This window comes from Dactylosporangium sp. CA-092794, from assembly GCF_050948465.1.
In the GTDB taxonomy this organism is placed as follows: Bacteria; Actinomycetota; Actinomycetes; order Mycobacteriales; family Micromonosporaceae; genus Dactylosporangium.
This window is the reverse complement of sequence record NZ_CP192044.1, coordinates 5991996-6007748: the sequence shown is the minus strand read 5'-3', so window position 1 is coordinate 6007748 and position 15753 is coordinate 5991996. Positions and strand designations below refer to the sequence as shown.

15 protein-coding genes are annotated in these 15753 nt (G+C 75.1%); 11 read left to right on the top strand and 4 right to left on the bottom strand.

What is annotated here, in order from left to right; translation table 11 throughout:
- Positions 1-12 precede the first annotated feature (12 nt).
- Both ACQPXD_RS25425 and ACQPXD_RS25420 read right to left on the bottom strand, forming a co-directional pair.
- Entirely contained in the window at positions 13-1212 is a 1200-nt protein-coding gene (locus ACQPXD_RS25425) for a lipid-transfer protein (protein ID WP_432842708.1), read from the bottom strand.
- Between the two features lie 11 nt (positions 1213-1223).
- The gene (locus tag ACQPXD_RS25420; RefSeq protein WP_432842706.1) at positions 1224-2054 is read right to left on the bottom strand and encodes a MaoC/PaaZ C-terminal domain-containing protein; all 831 of its coding nucleotides are present in this window, start codon (positions 2052-2054) and stop codon (positions 1224-1226) included.
- 567 nt (positions 2055-2621) lie between these two features.
- Between ACQPXD_RS25420 and ACQPXD_RS25415 the strand changes: the two genes are divergently transcribed.
- The gene (locus ACQPXD_RS25415; RefSeq protein ID WP_432842704.1) at positions 2622-3938 is read left to right on the top strand and encodes an MFS transporter; all 1317 of its coding nucleotides are present in this window, start codon (positions 2622-2624) and stop codon (positions 3936-3938) included.
- An 11-nt stretch (positions 3939-3949) separates the two neighbouring features.
- Here the strand turns inward: ACQPXD_RS25415 and ACQPXD_RS25410 are convergent, their stop codons facing one another.
- Positions 3950-5002 (bottom strand): LacI family DNA-binding transcriptional regulator, encoded by a 1053-nt coding sequence (locus tag ACQPXD_RS25410; protein WP_432842702.1) that lies wholly within the window; start codon positions 5000-5002, stop codon positions 3950-3952.
- Positions 5003-5258: 256 nt separating this feature from the next.
- On the opposite strand from ACQPXD_RS25410, the gene ACQPXD_RS25405 reads away from it, so the two are divergent.
- The 9 genes from ACQPXD_RS25405 to ACQPXD_RS25365 are packed head-to-tail and all read left to right on the top strand — an operon-like array spanning position 5259 to position 13774.
- Positions 5259-6503 carry an ABC transporter substrate-binding protein gene (locus ACQPXD_RS25405; protein WP_432842700.1) on the top strand — a complete coding sequence of 415 codons (1245 nt, stop codon included), beginning with the start codon at positions 5259-5261 and terminating at the stop codon, positions 6501-6503.
- Between the two features lie 2 nt (positions 6504-6505).
- Positions 6506-7423, top strand: a complete 918-nt coding sequence (locus ACQPXD_RS25400; RefSeq protein ID WP_432842698.1) for a carbohydrate ABC transporter permease — start codon at positions 6506-6508, stop codon at positions 7421-7423.
- Positions 7420-8265: a carbohydrate ABC transporter permease gene (locus ACQPXD_RS25395; RefSeq protein WP_432842696.1), complete on the top strand. Its 846-nt coding sequence runs from the start codon at positions 7420-7422 to the stop codon at positions 8263-8265. The genes ACQPXD_RS25400 and ACQPXD_RS25395 overlap by 4 nt, the downstream gene beginning before the upstream one ends.
- The gene (locus tag ACQPXD_RS25390; RefSeq protein ID WP_432842694.1) at positions 8262-9080 is read left to right on the top strand and encodes an SDR family NAD(P)-dependent oxidoreductase; all 819 of its coding nucleotides are present in this window, start codon (positions 8262-8264) and stop codon (positions 9078-9080) included. Before ACQPXD_RS25395 ends, ACQPXD_RS25390 begins: the two co-directional genes overlap by 4 nt.
- Positions 9077-10195, top strand: a complete 1119-nt coding sequence (locus ACQPXD_RS25385) for a mandelate racemase/muconate lactonizing enzyme family protein (protein WP_432842692.1) — start codon at positions 9077-9079, stop codon at positions 10193-10195. Before ACQPXD_RS25390 ends, ACQPXD_RS25385 begins: the two co-directional genes overlap by 4 nt.
- Positions 10196-10235: 40 nt before the next feature.
- On the top strand, positions 10236-10937 hold the full coding sequence (locus ACQPXD_RS25380) for an RraA family protein (RefSeq protein ID WP_432842690.1): 702 nt from the start codon (positions 10236-10238) through the stop codon (positions 10935-10937).
- The gene (locus ACQPXD_RS25375; protein WP_432842688.1) at positions 10924-12072 is read left to right on the top strand and encodes a hypothetical protein; all 1149 of its coding nucleotides are present in this window, start codon (positions 10924-10926) and stop codon (positions 12070-12072) included. The genes ACQPXD_RS25380 and ACQPXD_RS25375 overlap by 14 nt, the downstream gene beginning before the upstream one ends.
- Positions 12069-13304, top strand: coding sequence for an amidohydrolase/deacetylase family metallohydrolase (locus ACQPXD_RS25370; RefSeq protein WP_432842686.1), 1236 nt, complete (start codon positions 12069-12071; stop codon positions 13302-13304). Before ACQPXD_RS25375 ends, ACQPXD_RS25370 begins: the two co-directional genes overlap by 4 nt.
- Positions 13301-13774, top strand: a complete 474-nt coding sequence (locus ACQPXD_RS25365; protein WP_432842684.1) for a RidA family protein — start codon at positions 13301-13303, stop codon at positions 13772-13774. Before ACQPXD_RS25370 ends, ACQPXD_RS25365 begins: the two co-directional genes overlap by 4 nt.
- A gap of 3 nt (positions 13775-13777) precedes the next feature.
- On the opposite strand, the gene ACQPXD_RS25360 is transcribed toward ACQPXD_RS25365, so the two are convergent.
- A complete protein-coding gene (locus ACQPXD_RS25360; RefSeq protein WP_432842682.1) occupies positions 13778-14638 on the bottom strand; it encodes a helix-turn-helix transcriptional regulator in 861 nt (286 codons plus the stop codon).
- Between the two features lie 169 nt (positions 14639-14807).
- On the opposite strand from ACQPXD_RS25360, the gene ACQPXD_RS25355 reads away from it, so the two are divergent.
- Positions 14808-15674, top strand: a complete 867-nt coding sequence (locus ACQPXD_RS25355; protein ID WP_432842680.1) for an SDR family NAD(P)-dependent oxidoreductase — start codon at positions 14808-14810, stop codon at positions 15672-15674.
- The last annotated feature ends 79 nt before the right edge of the window (positions 15675-15753 follow it).

Below are 15753 nucleotides of genomic sequence, written 5' to 3'. Positions count from 1 at the left end.
TTCCTCGGTACGTCAGCGGTCGGCGGGGCGGTAGGCGGTCACCACGGCGGCGCCGCCGAGACCGATGTTGTGGGCGAGGGCCACGGCGGTGCGCCCGGCGGCGGCCGGGACCTGCCGCGCACCGGCGGCGCCGCGCAACTGCCAGGTGAGCTCGGCGCACTGGGCGAGCCCGGTCGCGCCGAGCGGGTGGCCCTTGGAGATGAGCCCGCCGGACGGGTTCACCACCCAGCGGCCGCCGTAGGTGGTGTCGCCGGCGTCGACGAGCTTGCCGCCCTCGCCCTCGGCGCACAGGCCCAGCGCCTCGTAGGTGAGCAGCTCGTTGGTGGAGAAGCAGTCGTGCAGCTCGATGACGCTGAGGTCCTGCGGTACGACGCCGGCCTGCTCGTAGACGGCCCGGGCGGCGGCCCGGCTCATGTGCGCGCCGACGAGCGCGGCCGCCGTACCGTCGAAGGTCTCGGCGAAGTCGGTGACCATCGCCTGGCCCACGATCTCGACCGCCCGGCCGGCCAGGCCGTGGCGGTCCACGAAGGACTCGCTCGCGAGCACCGCGGCCGCCGAGCCGTCCGAGGTGGGCGAGCACTGCAGGCGGGTGAGCGGCGCGACGATCCCGGGCGAGGCGAGCACCTCCTCCAGCGTGAACTCCCGCTGGAACTGGGCGTAGGGGTTGTTGACCGAGTGCCGGTGGTTCTTCACCGCGATCCGGGCGAACTGCTCGGCGGTCGTACCGTAGCGCTCCATGTGCTCGCGACCGGCCTCGGCGAACATCCACGGCGCCATCGGGCGGCCGGGGCCGCGCAGCCGCTCCAGCTCCGCCACGTGCCGGCCCAGCGGCAGGGCGCGGTCGGCGTACTGCTCGGACAGCGAGCCCGGCGCCATCTTCTCGAAGCCGATCGCCAGCACGCTGTCGGCGCCGCCGCGCACCGCCCGCGCGGCGAGCCAGAGCGCCGTGGAGCCGGTGGCGCAGTTGTTGTTGACGTTGACGACGGGGACACCGGTCAGGCCGAGCTCGTAGACGGCGCGCTGGCCGCTGGTGGAGTCGCCGTAGACGTACCCCGCGTACACCTCCTGGACCGTGCCGTAGGAGATCCCGGCGTCGTCGAGGGCCGCGGTGCCGGCCTCGCGCGCCATGTCCGGATAGTCCCAGCCCTCCCGCCGGCCCGGCTTCTCGAACTTCGTCATGCCGACGCCGATGACGTAGACCTTGCTGCTCATGGTTGTCTCCTTCAGCCGGTGAACTCGGCCAGGCCGTCCGTGATGACCGGCTTGCCGTCGTCGCCGAGGGTCTCGAAGCGGTAGCGATGCTCCGCGGTGCGCCAGGCGTTCGTGGTGATCGCGTGGCCGGGGAAGGCGGGCGCGCTGAACCGCACCGCCAGGCGCCGCAGCCGGGTGGGGTCGCCGGGGGCGATCGCGCCGGCCAGCGCGTGCGAGGCGAATGCCATCGTGCACAGCCCGTGGACGATGACGCCGGGCAGGCCGGCCTTGCGGGCGAAGGCGTCGTCGAGGTGGACCGGCATGAAGTCGCCGGACGCCTCCGCGTACCGCCGCGGCTGGTCGGCGTCGATGTGCTGGGTGACGGCCAGGTCCGGCGCGCCTTCCGCCCGGCCGGCGCGGTGGTCCGGGGCGGTGCGGCCCGCGTCGCCGGTGTGCTCCGCGCCGCGGAAGAAGCCGGTGAAATACTGCTCGTTGACCGGCTCGCCGCCGTCCCCGGTGGTCTCCAGCAGGGTCGTGACGACGACCCCGGAGCTGCGCCGGTGCACGCCGATGACCTGCGCCCGGCAGCGCAGCAGGTCGCCGGGCACGATCGGCCGGGTGACGTGGATGTCGTGCTGGCCGTGCAGGATCCGCGAGGCCGCGTCCGGCGGGGCGACGCCGAGCGTGGCCTCGGCCATCGCCCCGAAGCCGGGCACGACGGCGAAGACCGGCGGCGCGACGGTACCGTCGGCGTGCCGCGGCATTGGATCGTTCGTGGCCGCCGCGTAGGCCGCGATACGGTCCCGGGTGACGGGGAACTCGACGGTCTTGCTCCAGGCGCCGAGCTGGGCGATCGTGAACACGCCTCGAACCTAGAAACGGCCCGCCCCGGCGGGGAGTACCGCCGCTAGCGCATTCCATGACCGCGCCGCGCATCACCGGCCAACCTCACCGGCGCCGCTCCCCCGATCCGTCCGCGAGCGGTGCGAGGCCACACCGACGCCTTCCGCCGACGAGCGACCCCGCCGCGCAGCACGGCGCAGCGACCGGAAGTCTCCGCGATCATGCAAAACCCGGCACCGGCACCAGCGGTTTTTCATGATCACGGAGCGCTGATGTACCCCCGTGTACCACAAGTCTCCGGGATCATGGCAAACCCGGTGTGCGGTCACCGCGAGCACCATGATCACGGAGACATCGCGTCCGCCCTGCCGCGCCGCGGACGTGACCATCGCCGCCGCTTCGTGACCCTGGCGCTCGACGGACTGAAAGCCTGCACCCGCCAGGGGTAGCCATGAGCCGGTCTGGCTGCTCAGGACGGTCCGCCCCACGATCGATCGCATGACCGACAGCAAGACCACGACCGTCACGATCGGCGGCGACCTCGAAACCCTCGCCGCGACCCGGATGGAGCTCGGCGGCTGGACGCGATGACCACGCCCGGCGGGCGGCCGCCGGGGCCGCTGCCGCTGCCCTTGGCGGTGCTGTTCCTGGCGCTGTTCGACTTCTTCGCCATGGGCATCGCCGCGCCGGTCGCGCAGCGCGACCTGACCGGCGGCGGCAGCGGTGCCGAGCTGATCCTGGCCGCGTTCTCCGTCCCCTACGCGGCCGGGCTGCTCGCCGGCGGGGTCATCGGCGACCGGTACGGCCCGCGCCGGATGCTGGCCGCCGGGGTCTGCGGATACGTCGCCGCGTGCCTCGCGTGCGCGGCGGCGCCGGTCCTGCCCGCGCTGCTGGCCGCCCGGTTCGCGCAGGGCCTGGCGGCCGCGGTCATGGTGCCGCAGGCGTTCACGATGGTGGCCGCATTTCCCGGGCGGGAGCGGCACCGCGCGTTCGCGATGCTCGGCGCGACGCTGGGCGCCGGGAGCGTCGGCGGTCAGCTGCTCGGCGGCCTGCTCGTCGCCGCGCTGCCGGCCGGCCTGGGCTGGCGGGCGCCGTTCGGGGTGGAGCTGCTGCTCGGCTCGGCGGTGCTCGCGCTCATCCGCCGGTGGCCGCCGGACCGCTCGGCGGGGCGGCCCCGCGTCGACGGCGCCGGGCTGCTGCTCACCGTCGGGGCGCTGGCGGCGGTGCTGGGGCCGGTCACGATCGAACGCGCGGCCGGCTGGAGCCCGCCCGTCCTGCTGAGTCTGCTGGCCGCCCCGGTGCTGGTCGTCGCCCTTGCCGTGCGCCGCCACCGCGAGCACCGCCCGGCGCCGACCTTCGCCGATCGGCGGGCGGTGCTAGCGGTGGCGGCGACCGGCGCGGTCTACGCCGTCCAGGCCGCCCTGCTGCTCGCGCTCTCGGTCCGGCTGCAGGACGACCGGCACGCCTCGGCGGCGGCGGCCGGCCTGACCCTCGCGGCCTACGGCGCCGGCTTCGCGCTCACGTCGCTGGCCGGCCGGGCGCTGCCCCGGGCTGTCTGGTGGGCCGGGCCGGTGCTGGCGCTGGCCGGCATCGCCCTGCTCACGGCCGGCGGCGGCTACGCGGTGCCGCTCGCGCTCTGCGGGGCCGGCGTGGGCCTGCTCCTGCCGCCGCTGACGGCCGTCGCGCTGGGCGGAGCGCTGCCCGGCGCCGTCGCGCGGGCCGCCGGGGTGCTCGCCACGGCCCAGCAGTCCGCGGTCACGCTCGCCGTCACCGGCGCCGGCATGCTGATCCGCGGGGGCTCGCCCGCGACCTCGGTCCGCGAGGTGGCGCTGCTGTGCGGTGGCCTCATGGCGGCGGCGACGGCGCTGGCCCGGGCCGCGAACGGCCGGCGGCCGGCGGCGTAGCGCCCGGGGGGTCAGGGCCGGGGCGGGGAGATCTCGCCGCTGCCGCGGACGATCAGCCGGGTCGGCAGGACCTCGTGCTGGTTGCGGGCGGTGGGGTGCTGCATCCGGCGCAGCAGCAGGTGCATCGCGCGGCGGCCCAGCTCCACCGGGTCCTGGGCGACCACCGTCACCGGCGGGTCGATGACGTCGGCGAGGTCGAAGTCGTCGAAGCCGACCAGGGCCACCGGGCGGTCGATCCGCTTGATCGCCCGCCACGCACCCATCGTCAGCCGGCTGTTCTGCGTGAACACCGCGGTGGCCGGGTCGGGCAGCGTGGCCAGGCGGGCGACCGCCTCCTCGGTGGCGGCGACGTCGGCCGGGCCGACCACGACCAGCGCCGGGTCCGGCTCGAGGCCGGCGTCACGGTGGGCGCGGCGGTAGCCCTCCAGCCGGTCGGCGCTGGTCGACACGGCCAGGTCGTTGCCGACGAACGCGATCCGGCGGTGGCCCTGGCGCAGCAGGTGGGCCACCCCGTCGTGGGCGCCGGCGACGTTGTCGACGATGACGTGGTCGGCGGCGATGCGCCGGGGCGGGCGGTCGACGAACACGACGGCCAGGCCGGAGCGCAGCTCCGTGCGCAGGTAGCGGTGGTCGTCGGAGCGGGGCACGACGATGATGCCGCCCACCTGCCGGCCGGCCAGCGCCAGGATGGTGTCCCGCTCGCGCGCCGGGTCCTCCTCCGAGGAGGCGATGAGCAGCTGCTGGCCGTGCGCGCGGGCGACCTGCTCCACGCCGGAGGCCAGCTGCGCGTAGAACCGGCCGGCGATGCCCTCGATGACCAGGCCGATGCTGTCCTGCGCCCGGCCGCGGGCGAGGCTCGCGGCGGCGTGGTTGTGGCGGTAGCCGAGCTGGGCGATGGCGCGCTCGACCCGCTCGGCGGTGGCGCCGACGACGCCGGGCTCGCCGTTGATCACCCGGGAGACCGTCTTCGGGCTCACGCCGGCGGCCACCGCGACCTCGGCCATCGTGGGCCGGCCGGTGCGCGGCCGGGAGTTGCCGGCCGGTGACTTCGACAGCGCTGACATCGTTGCTGAGTCTCGGTTCCGCGTCGGTGTTTGTCAAACATCGCCGGGGGCTTGACAGCGCTGACATGCAGGCGGCACGCTCGTCGGCACGACAGGAAGACAGCGCTGTCATCGGATACCGGCAGGTCACCGCCGTCCGGCGTTCGCGGCAACACTATCCGGCATATGTAGAATAAGCGACGAAATTGGGTGTAATCATGATTATTCGCTGGAGTCGGGGCGGGACCGGGGACCCGCCGCGGTCAGGGGGCGCACCGTGTCGCTGAGGGCCAAACTCATCACCGGCGTCGCCGCGATCGTGGTCGTCATCGCCGCCGTGGTCACGTTCGCGGTGACCTCCGGCGGGTCCGACGGCGACCAGGGCGGGGCCCGGACGCTGACCTGGTGGTCGCCGAACTGGGACAAGGACGAGGCGGCCAAGCTCGTGGCGGCCTTCGAGCAGGAGAATCCGGGGATCACCGTCACCGTCGTGGAGACCACCTGGGACACGATGGCCGACAAGATCCGGGTGGCGCTGGAGTCGGGCACCGGGCCCGACGTCATCACCGAGCTCACCTCCCGCACCGGGCTCTACGCGGGCAAGGGGCAGCTGCTGGACGTCTCGTCCTGGTTCACCGGCGACATGGCGCGCGACGACTTCCTCCCGTCGGCGCTGGACGCGGTGTCGCTGGGCGGCAAGACCTACGGCGTACCGTTCCGCTGGGACGGCTCGGCGCTCATCTACAACAAGGACATGCTGGCCGCGGCCGGCTTCACGGCGCCGCCGACCACCTGGGCGCAGTTCACCACGATCGCGAAGGCGACCACGAAGAACGGCGTCAGCGGCACGGCGTGGCCGCTGGGCAACGACGCCAACACCGTCACCCGCTGGATCGACCAGTACTTCACCGATGGCGGCGCGTTCACCGTCGACGGCTCGACGGTGAAGGTCGACCCCGGCAAGGCGGCCGACGCGCTGAACCTCATCGGCTCGTCCGTCACCGAGGGCTGGGCCAGCAAGTCGTCGCTGGAGGTGGACAACACCGGCCTGCGTGACCTGTTCATCAACAAGAAGATCGCGATGTACGTCGGGGGCGCCTTCGACGTGACCCCGATCCAGCAGGCCGGCATCAACCTCGGCACCGCCCTCTACCCGGGTACCGACGGCCCCGGCACGGTCAGCGCCGACGGCTTCTCGTTCCTCGTGCCGGCCAAGACCAAGAAGGCCGACGACACCCGCAAGTTCGTGCAGTTCCTGGCCCGGCCGCAGAACATGGCGGCGCTCACCCAGACCTTCCCGGCCCGCACCAGCGCCGGCACGGACACCAAGTTCAGCACCGAGCTGATCAAGCCCTTCTTCGACCAGCTCGCCCACGCCCGGCCCAACCCCGGCTACACCGGCATGACGGACCTCACCGCGACCGTCTACAGCGCGCAGCAGCAGGTCGCGCTCGGCCGCATCGGCGCCGCGGCGGCCGGGCAGCAGATCGCCGACCAGGCGGCGAAGGTCCTGAAGCCGTAACCGTGAGCACGCACAGCGAAGCACAGAAGCGTCCGGGCCACCCGGGGGGTGGTGGCCCGGACCCGCGGCGGGCGCGACGCGCGCGCCGCGGGACCTGGACCGGGCCGGCGCTGACCGCGCCCGCGGTGCTGGTCATGGTGGCGCTGGCCGGGCTGCCGATGCTGGCGGTCCTGGCCGGCGGGCTGTCGTCCTCCGGCTGGGACGCGCTGCGCGACCTGGCCGCCGCCCCGGACTTCGGGCAGATGCTGCGCAACACCGTGGTGTGGGTCGTGCTGTCCGTGGCCGGCGCCCTGGTCGTCGGCTACGCCGCGGCGCTGCTGCTCGCGCACCGGTCGGTGCGGCTCACCGGGCTGTGGCGGTCGCTGCTGCTCATCCCCTACATCACGCCGGCCGTCGTGTCGGCCACCATCTGGAAGTGGTACCTCAGCCGCGACTTCGGCCTGCTCAACGAGGCCCTGCGGCGCACCGGCGCGATCGGCTCGCCGATCGACTGGCTCTCCGACACCCGGGTCGTGCTGCCCGCGCTGGCCGCGATCCAGGTCTGGGCCACGTTCCCGTTCGTGATGCTGTTCGTCTCCGCCGGCCTGCAGGCGATCCCGGCCGAGCGCTACGAGGCGGCCCGGATCTTCGGCGCCGGACCGCTCGCCCTGCTGCGCTACGTGGTGCTGCCCGCGCTGCGCGGCGTGACGTTCCTGGTCGTGCTCATCATCACGGTCTGGGCGCTGAACTCGTTCGTCATCATCTGGGTGATCACCCGCGGCGGCCCGGCCGGCGCGACCACCATCCTGCCAGTGAAGATCTACCAGGCGTTCAAGAGCGGCAACTACGCGATGGTCTACGCGGTCGCCGTCATCCAGCTCGTCGTCAGCATGGCCCTGGTCGGCCTCTACGCCCGCCGCTCCCGGCCGGAGGAAGCATGACCCCCCGCCGTAACACCCGCCGCGGCGTCGCCGCCGTCGCCGTCCACCTCGGCCTGCTCGCGCTCGTCGGCTGGGCGCTGGCCCCGCTGGTCGTCATGCTGGCCACGTCGGTCAAGCCGTCCGGGGAGATCTTCCGGATCCCGCCCCGGCTGCTGCCGAGCCACCCGACGCTCGCGCACTACACCGCCGTGCTCACCGCCTCGGACCTGCCCCGCACGATGGCCAACAGCGTCGTGGTCGCGCTGCTGGTCACCGCCGTCACGCTGATCGTCGGCGGCGCGGCCGGCTACGCGCTGGCCCGGCTGCCCTACCGGGGCTCGCGTGGCGTCGCCGTGCTGATCCTCGCCGGGCAGCTGCTGCCGGTCACCGTCCTGCTGCTGCCGCTCTACAAGGCGGTCTCCGCGCTGGGGTTGCTCGACAGCGTCGCCGGGCTCGCCCTGGTCCACCTGACCACGGTCATGCCGCTGGTCGTGTGGATGACCCGCAACGCGTTCGCCGCCGTGCCCGTCGAGCTGGAGGAGGCCGCGCGGGTCGACGGCTGCACCCGGCTGGAGGCGGTGGCGGCGACGGTGCTGCCGGTGGCCGCACCGGCGCTGACCGCGGTGGCGATCTTCGCGTTCCTCGAGTCGTGGAACGAGTTCGTCTTCGCCTCCGTCATCACGCTGACCAACCGGTCGAAGACCGCCCCGATCGGCCTGACCGACTTCGCCAACAACGTCACCACCGACTGGGGCGCCACCACGGCGGCGGCCACGGTCCTGACGGTACCGATCGCGCTGCTGTTCCTGCTCGTGCAGCGGCAGTTCGTCAGCGGCCTGGCCAGCGGGGCGGTGAAGGGATGAGCGCCGCCGCGCCCGGCTGGGCGCTGGTCACCGGCGCCGCCCGGGGCATCGGCCGGGCGATCGCGGACCGGTTCGCCCGGTCCGGCCACGCGGTCGCCGCCGCCGACGTCGACGCCGCCGCCCTGGAGTCCGCGGTGGCCGAGCTGCGGGCCGCCGGCGCCACCGCGGTCGCCGTGCCGGTCGACGTGAGCGACCCCGCGTCGGTGGCGGCGCTGGCCGAGCGGATCGCGCCGCTGGCCGGCGGGCGGCTGCGCGCGGTGGTCAACAACGCCGCCGTCGCGGTCGAGCGGCCGTTCTTCGAGCTGACCGACGCGCAGTGGCAGCGCGTGCTCGGCACCGGCCTCACCGGCGCGTTCCTGGTCACCCGCGCCTGCTGGCCGCTGCTGGCCCGCCCGGGCGCGGCCGTGGTCAACGTCTCCTCGGTGCACGGCGCCCGCCCGCTGCCCGGCCAGGCGGCCTACGCGGCGGTCAAGGGCGGCCTGGAGAACCTCACCCGCGCCCTGGCGCTGGACGCCGCGCCGCACGGGGTGCGGGTCAACGCGGTGGCGCCCGGCTTCGTGCTGACCCCGGCGTGGCAGCGGTGGCTGGGCCCGCCGGACGCCGAGCGCGGGCGTCGCCTGGCCGCCGAGGTCGCCGCGACGGTACCGCTGGGCCGCCCGGCCACCCCCGACGACGTCGCCGACGTCGTGCTGTGGCTGGCCGGCCCCGCCTCCGGCTACGTCACCGGCGCCGTGGTGCCGGTCGACGGCGGCCTCGCCGCACAGGCGTTCCGGCCGATCGGCGCGGAAGACACCGAGGGGAGCGCGGACGCATGAGGGTGGTGGCGGTCGACGCGTACCGGGTCCGGGTCCCGGTGCGCCGGCTCACCGACGGGGGCGTGGCGCCCTACCGCGGCAGCCAGGACCCGGTCGGCGTGAGCACGGCGGAGAGCCTGCTCGTCGCCGTGCGCACCGACGAGGGCGTCACCGGTTGGGGCGAGATGAACACCGGCTTCCCGGCCCGGCTCGACACCGCGCTGGTCCGCGAGCTGCTCGCCCCGCTGGTCGTCGGCAAGGACCCGGCGCCGGTGCGGGCGCTGGTGGCCGCGGCCGACTCGCCCTACTGGCCGCACCTGGGCCGCCCGGCGCTCGCCTCCGCGCTGGAGATGGCGCTGTGGGACCTGCTCGGCCGCCGCCTCGGCCGGCCGGTGGCCACGCTGCTCGGCGGGCGGATCCGCGACCGCGTCCCGGTCGCCTACTGCCTGGGCATCACCGACACCGGCCGGGCGGTCGAGGTCGCCCTGCGGGTGCGGGCCGAGGGCTTCGGCGTGCTGAAGCTCAAGATCGGCCGGGACCTCGCCGCCGACCTGGCCCGGGTGCACGCCGTCGCCGAGGCGACCGGCGGCCGGCTGCTGCTGCGGCTGGACGCCAACCAGGGCTTCGACCGCACCGCCGCCGCGCGGCTCGTGGACGGGCTGGCCGGGCTGCCGGTGGAGTACGTCGAGCAGCCCCTGCCCGTCGGCGACCTGGACGGCATGCGCGCGCTGCGCCACCGCGGCACCGTGCCGATCGCCGCCAACGAGGACGCCTACCCGGCCGGCGGGCTGGCCCGCTGCCTCACCACCGGCGCCGTCGACGCCGCGGTCGTGGACCTGGAGCCGGCCGGCGGGCTGCTCGGCCTGGTCCGCGCCGCCGGCCTGGCCGAGGAGCTGCGCGCGCCGCTGGCCCACCACTGCGGCTGGGACCTCGGCATCAAGGCGGCCGCGATGCTCCAGGTGACCAGCACCCTGCCGGCGTTCAGCCTGGCCGCCGACTCGACCTACACCGCGCACGCCGACGACGTGCTCACCCAACGACTGTCCACCGTGGACGGCGCACTGCTCGTGCCGGACGGGCCGGGCCTCGGCGTCGAGGTCGACGAGGACCGGGTCGACCGGCTGCGCGTCGGCTAGCCGGCGCGGATCCACCCCACAACGCAAGGAGACACCGCACATGACGACCGACGACTCCGGGCCGCGGCAGGCACTGTCCCGCCGGCTGCGCGCGCTCTACACCGCCTCCGTCTACGACGTGATGTGGGACATGGGGATTGCCGGGCAGTGCCTCGACGTGGGGATCAAGCCGCTCGCGCGGGACATGGTGGTCGCCGGCCCGGCCTACACCATCATCGGCGGGGTCGAGCCGCGCAGCACCAAGCGGGAGTACGAGCGGCCCAACGTCCGCGACTTCGCCATGCTGGAGGCCATCCCGGGCGGGCACGTCGTGGTGCTGCAGACCAACGGCGAGTCCCGCACCGGGCACTGGGGGGAGCTGCTCAGCACCGCCGCGCAGAGCAAGGGCGCGCTCGGCGTGGTGATCGACGGCGGCACCCGCGACGCGCCGCTGCTGCGGGCCATGACCGACTGGCCGGTCTTCTGCCGGTACACCTCCCCCGTCGAGTCCGACGGCACCTGGCGGGTCTACGACTTCGGCATCCCGATCTCGATGAGCGGCACGCTGAGCGCGCGGGTCCGGGTCGACCCCGGCGACTGGATCTTCGGCGACGAGGACGGGGTGCTCGTCATCCCCGCCGGGCACGTCGAGGACGTGGTCGCCGAGGCGGAGAAGATCAAGACCACGGAGGACAAGGTCCGCGCGGAGCTGCGGGCCGGGGCCAGTTTCAAGGAGGTGTACGAGCGCTATGAGCGCTTCTGAGCCGTGGCCCGCGGCCGAGGTGTACGCCCGGTTCGGCGTGCGCCGCGTGGTGAACGCCGCCGACACCTACACCGCGCTCGGCGGCGGGGCGCTGCCGGGCGAGGTGCGCGCCGCCATGGCCGGCGCCGCGGCCCACCACGTCGACGTCGCCGAGCTGCTCGCCGCCACCGGCGCACACCTGGCCCGGCTGACCCGCAACGAGGCCGCGCTCGTGGTCAACGGCGCCGCGGCCGGCCTCGCGCTGGCCGTCGCGGCATGCATCGCCGGCCCCTCCCCCGCCGCCGTCGACCACGCCCCAGCGCACCGCACCGACCGGCGCCGGGTCGTGCTGCTGCGCTGCCAGCGCAACCCCTACGACCGCGCGGTGGCGCAGGCCGGCGCGGAGATCGTGGAGATCGGCTACGCCGACGCCACCCACCCGTGGCAGCTCGCCGCCGAGCTCGGCCCGCGGACGGCGGCGGTCGTGCTGTTCGCCGGCACCCAGTTCGAGCGGTACGGGCTGGCGCTGGAGGAGGTGGTCCGGCTGGCCCACGACCAGCAGGTGCCGGTCATCATCGACGCGGCCGCGCAGCTGCCGCCGGTGGAGAACCTGTGGCACTACACCGGCCGCGGCGCCGACCTCGTGCTGTTCAGCGGCGGCAAGGGGCTGCGCGGGCCGCAGTCCAGCGGCCTCGTGCTCGGCCGGGCCGAGCTGGTCGCCGCCTGCCGCGCCCACGCCTACCCCAACCACGCCCTCGGCCGGGCGATGAAGACCAGCAAGGAGAACGTCCTGGGCCTGGTCGCCGCCGTCGAGCGGGCGCTGGGCCTGGACTGGGCCGCCGAGCGCGGCCGCTGGGAGGCGATGGTGGGGCGCACCATCGACGCGCTGGCCACCGTGCCGGGCGTGCGGGCGTGGCGGGTGCCTTCCGGGCGGCTCGGCCAGCAGTACCCCCGCGCCTTCTTCGCCTGGGACGAGCCGGGCGTCACCGCCGCGGCGCTGGCCACCCGGCTGGCCGCCGGCAACCCGGCCGTCCACATCGGACACGGCGAGGACGGGCCGCGCACCGCCTACGTCAACCCGTTCGTCCTGGACGACCCGGCGGAGCTCGACCTGCTGCTCGACCGGCTCGTCCCCGCCCTGGAGCGGCGCACATGAGCGACCTCGACCTGTTGCTCACCGGCGGTCTCGCGCTCGACCCGGACACCGGCGCGCGCTCGCCGGTGACGGTCGGCGTCGAGGGCGGCCGCATCGCCCACCTCGGCCCGGACTCCCCCGGCCGGCCGGCCCGGGAGGAGATCGCGCTCGACGGCGCGCTCGTCCTGCCCGGCCTCGTCGACCTGCACACGCACGTCTACCGGGCGGGCAGCCGCCTGGGCATCACCGCCGACCGGGTCGCCGCCCGCAGCGGCGTGACCACCTGGGTCGACGCCGGCACGGCCGGGGCCGGCACCGTCGAGGGCCTGGTCCGCGACGTCGTCGAGCGCTCGGCGGTGCGGATCCTCGCGTTCCTCAACCTCTCCTACATCGGGCTGGCCCCGGCCGACATGCCCACCCGCGAGATCGGCGAGCTGTGGGATCCACGCCTGGCCGACCTCGCCGCCGTGCTGCGCGCCGGCCGGGAGCTGCCCGGGACCATCCGCGGGATCAAGCTGCGGGCGAGCGCCAACGCCTGCGGCGACAGCGCGCCGGTCGTGCTGCCCCTGGCCCGGGAGGCGGCCGACGGGCTCGGCGTGCCGCTCATGGTCCACGTCGGCCTGGCGCCGCCGACCCTGACCGAGGTCCTGCCGTACCTGCGCACCGGCGACATCCTCACCCACTGCTTCCATCCGCACCCGGGCGGCGGCGTGCTCACCGCCGCCGGGACGCTGCGGCCGCAGGTGCGCGAGGCGGCCGAGCGGGGCGTCAGGTTCGACGTCGGCCACGGCGGCGCGAGCCTCTCCTACGGCGTGGCCCGGGCCGCCCTCGACGCCGGCCTGCTGCCGGACACGATCAGCTCCGACATCCACGCGCACAGCATCGGCGGCCCCGTGCCCGACCTGCTGCGGGTCCTGGAGACGTTCCTGGCGCTGGGCATGTCCCTGCCCGAGGTCGTCGCCCGCGCCACCCGCGCCCCGGCCGACGTGCTCGGCGAGCCCGGCCTCGGCCGGCTGGCCGTCGGCGGGCCGGCCGACATCGCCGTGCTGCGCCCCGCCGACGAGCCGGTCGCGCTGCGCGACATGACCGGCGCCGCGCTCACCGGCCGCACCCGGCTGCGGCACGTGCTCACCGTGGCCGGCGGCCGGGTCCTGCGCCCCGCCGCCGGCGCACCCGACGAGGGCCGCCCGTCGAGCTGGCTGCACCGCTTCGAGAACTCCGATGAGCGAACAGAACTGGAGACACCGTCATGACCAGCGCCGAAGCCCGCGTCGCCGCCCTCGGCATCGAGCTGCCGACCAAGGTCCGCCGCGGCGGCGGGCTGGCGCCCAGCCGCCGCCACGGCGACCTGCTGTTCGTCTCCGGCCACGGCCCGGAGGACAACGACGGCAACCTGCTCTTCCGCGGCCGGCTCGGCGCGGAGGTCAGCATCGAGGACGGCTACCAGGCCGCCCGCGCCACCGGCGTCCAGCTGCTGCGGACGGTCCGCGACGCGCTGGGCAGCCTCGACCGCGTGGACGCGATCGTGAAGGCCCTCGGCTTCGTCAACAGCGCCCCGGACTTCCACGACCAGCCCGCGGTCATGCACGGCTTCTCCGACCTGATGACCGAGGTGTTCGGCGAGCGCGGCATCCACGCCCGCTCGGCCATCGGCACCTCGAACCTGCCGCTGAACCAGCCCGTGGAGATCGAGCTCATCGTCGCGATCCGCCCCGCCGGGTAGGCGTCACGGCGCCCCGACCGGGAACGTGTCCGTGCCCATGACCGTGAGCAGGGCGAGCTTCTCCCGGCTCGCGGAGCCCGGGGTCGCGGTGAACACCAGCAGCGACTGGCCCTGGTCCGGCTCCAGCAGCAGCTGGCAGTACAGGTCGAGCCGGCCCACCTGCGGGTGCACGAACCGCTTGGTCTCGCTCCACCGCAGGCCGACCTCGTGGCGCGGCCACAGCCGGGCGAACTCCGCGCTGCGCCGCTGCAGCACGCTCGCCAGCTCGGCCGCCGCCGACCCGGCGCCGTCCCGGGCCACCGCGGCGCGCAGCAGCGCCACGTTGGTCCGGGCGTGCCGGTCGTGGTCGTCGGCCAGGTAGCGGGCGCGCTCGGCCGGGTCGGCGAACCAGCGGTACGGCGCGCTGCGCGCGTGGCCGGTGTAGTGGGTCTGCTCGCCCAGCAGCGCGACCGCGGCCGGCGTCTGCACCAGCGTCTCCCCGACCGGGCCCATGACCTGCGCCGCGGCGCCGGACAGCTCGTCCATGATCCGCATCAGGCCGGGGCTGACGTGCCGGTCGCGCAGCTCCCGGCGCGCGGCGCGGTAGCCGCACAGCAGGAACAGGTGGTCGCGCTCGTCCGGGGTCAGCCGCAGGCCCCGGGCTACCGCCGCGGCCATCTGCTCCGACGGCTGCGGACCGTCGCCGCGCTCCAGCCGGGCGAAGTAGTCCGCCGACATGCCGCACAGCTCGGCGACCTCCTCCCGGCGCAGCCCCGGTGCCCGCCGGCGCGCGCCGCGGCGCAGCCCGACGTCCTCCGGCTGCAGCGCCGCCCGGCGGCTGCGCAGGAACGCGCCGAGCGCCGCCCGGTCGAACGTGCGCTCCATCGGACCTCCCGGCGGGTGAGCGGTAGAGCACCATCGTCCCCGACCCGGCCGGGCGCAGCCACGACCTGCCATGCAGTGGTTGCGCGGGTCCTTCATCCGGCCGGCCCGGTGGCGTGTCATGGCTTCGGCGGTACACCGCTCGCCGCGCCCTCGACCCCGGGAGTCTTCGATGACCAGCTGGACCGCGCAGGACCTGCCGAACATGACCGGCCGGACGGTGGTGATCACCGGCGCCGGCCGCGGCATCGGCCTGGTCACCGCCCGCGAGCTCGCCCGCGCCGGCGCCCGCGTCGTGCTGGCGGTCCGCGACCCCGAAAAGGCCCGCCGGGCCGTCGCCGGCCTGCCCGGCACCTTCGACGCCCGGCCGCTCGACGTGGCCGACCTGGCGTCGGTCCGCGCGTTCGCCGCCGCCTGGCCCGGCACCCTCGACATCCTGATCAACAACGCCGGCGTCATGGACATCCCGGCCGCCCGCACCGCGGACGGCCTCGACCTGCAGACCACCACCAACTACACCGGCCCGTTCCTGCTGACCAACCTGCTGCTGGACCGGCTGACCGACCGCGTCGTGCACGTCACCAGCCAGCTGCACCGCCAGGCCCGGCTCGACCTGGACGACCTCGACTGGCGCGCCCGCGGGTACCACGGGATGCGCGCCTACCAGGCGTCCAAGCTCGCCGTGGTGCTGTTCTCCCTCGAGCTGCAGCGCCGCCTGACCGCCGCGGGCAGCCGGGTGCGCTCCGTGCTGGCCCACCCGGGCATCGCCCGCACCGGCCTCGCCGCCCACTCCAGGTCGAACGTCATCAACCGGCTGACGTTCCTCACCAACGACGCCGAGCACGCGGCACTGCCGGTGCTCTACGCCGCGACCCAGGACGTCCCCGGCAACGCCTACGTCGGCCCGCACGGCCCGGGCGGCCTCAAGGGCCACCCGGCCATCGGCCGCGCCGGCCGGAACGGACTCGACCAGGCGACGGCGGCGCGCCTGTGGCCGGCCACCGAGGCGCTGATCGGCGCCGTGGTCAGCGGTCGATGACGTACGCCCGGCGGTAAATGCGTTGTCCCCGGCGGGCGTCGCGGGGCACGCTGGATAGCCGCCACAAACCGTTCGGGGG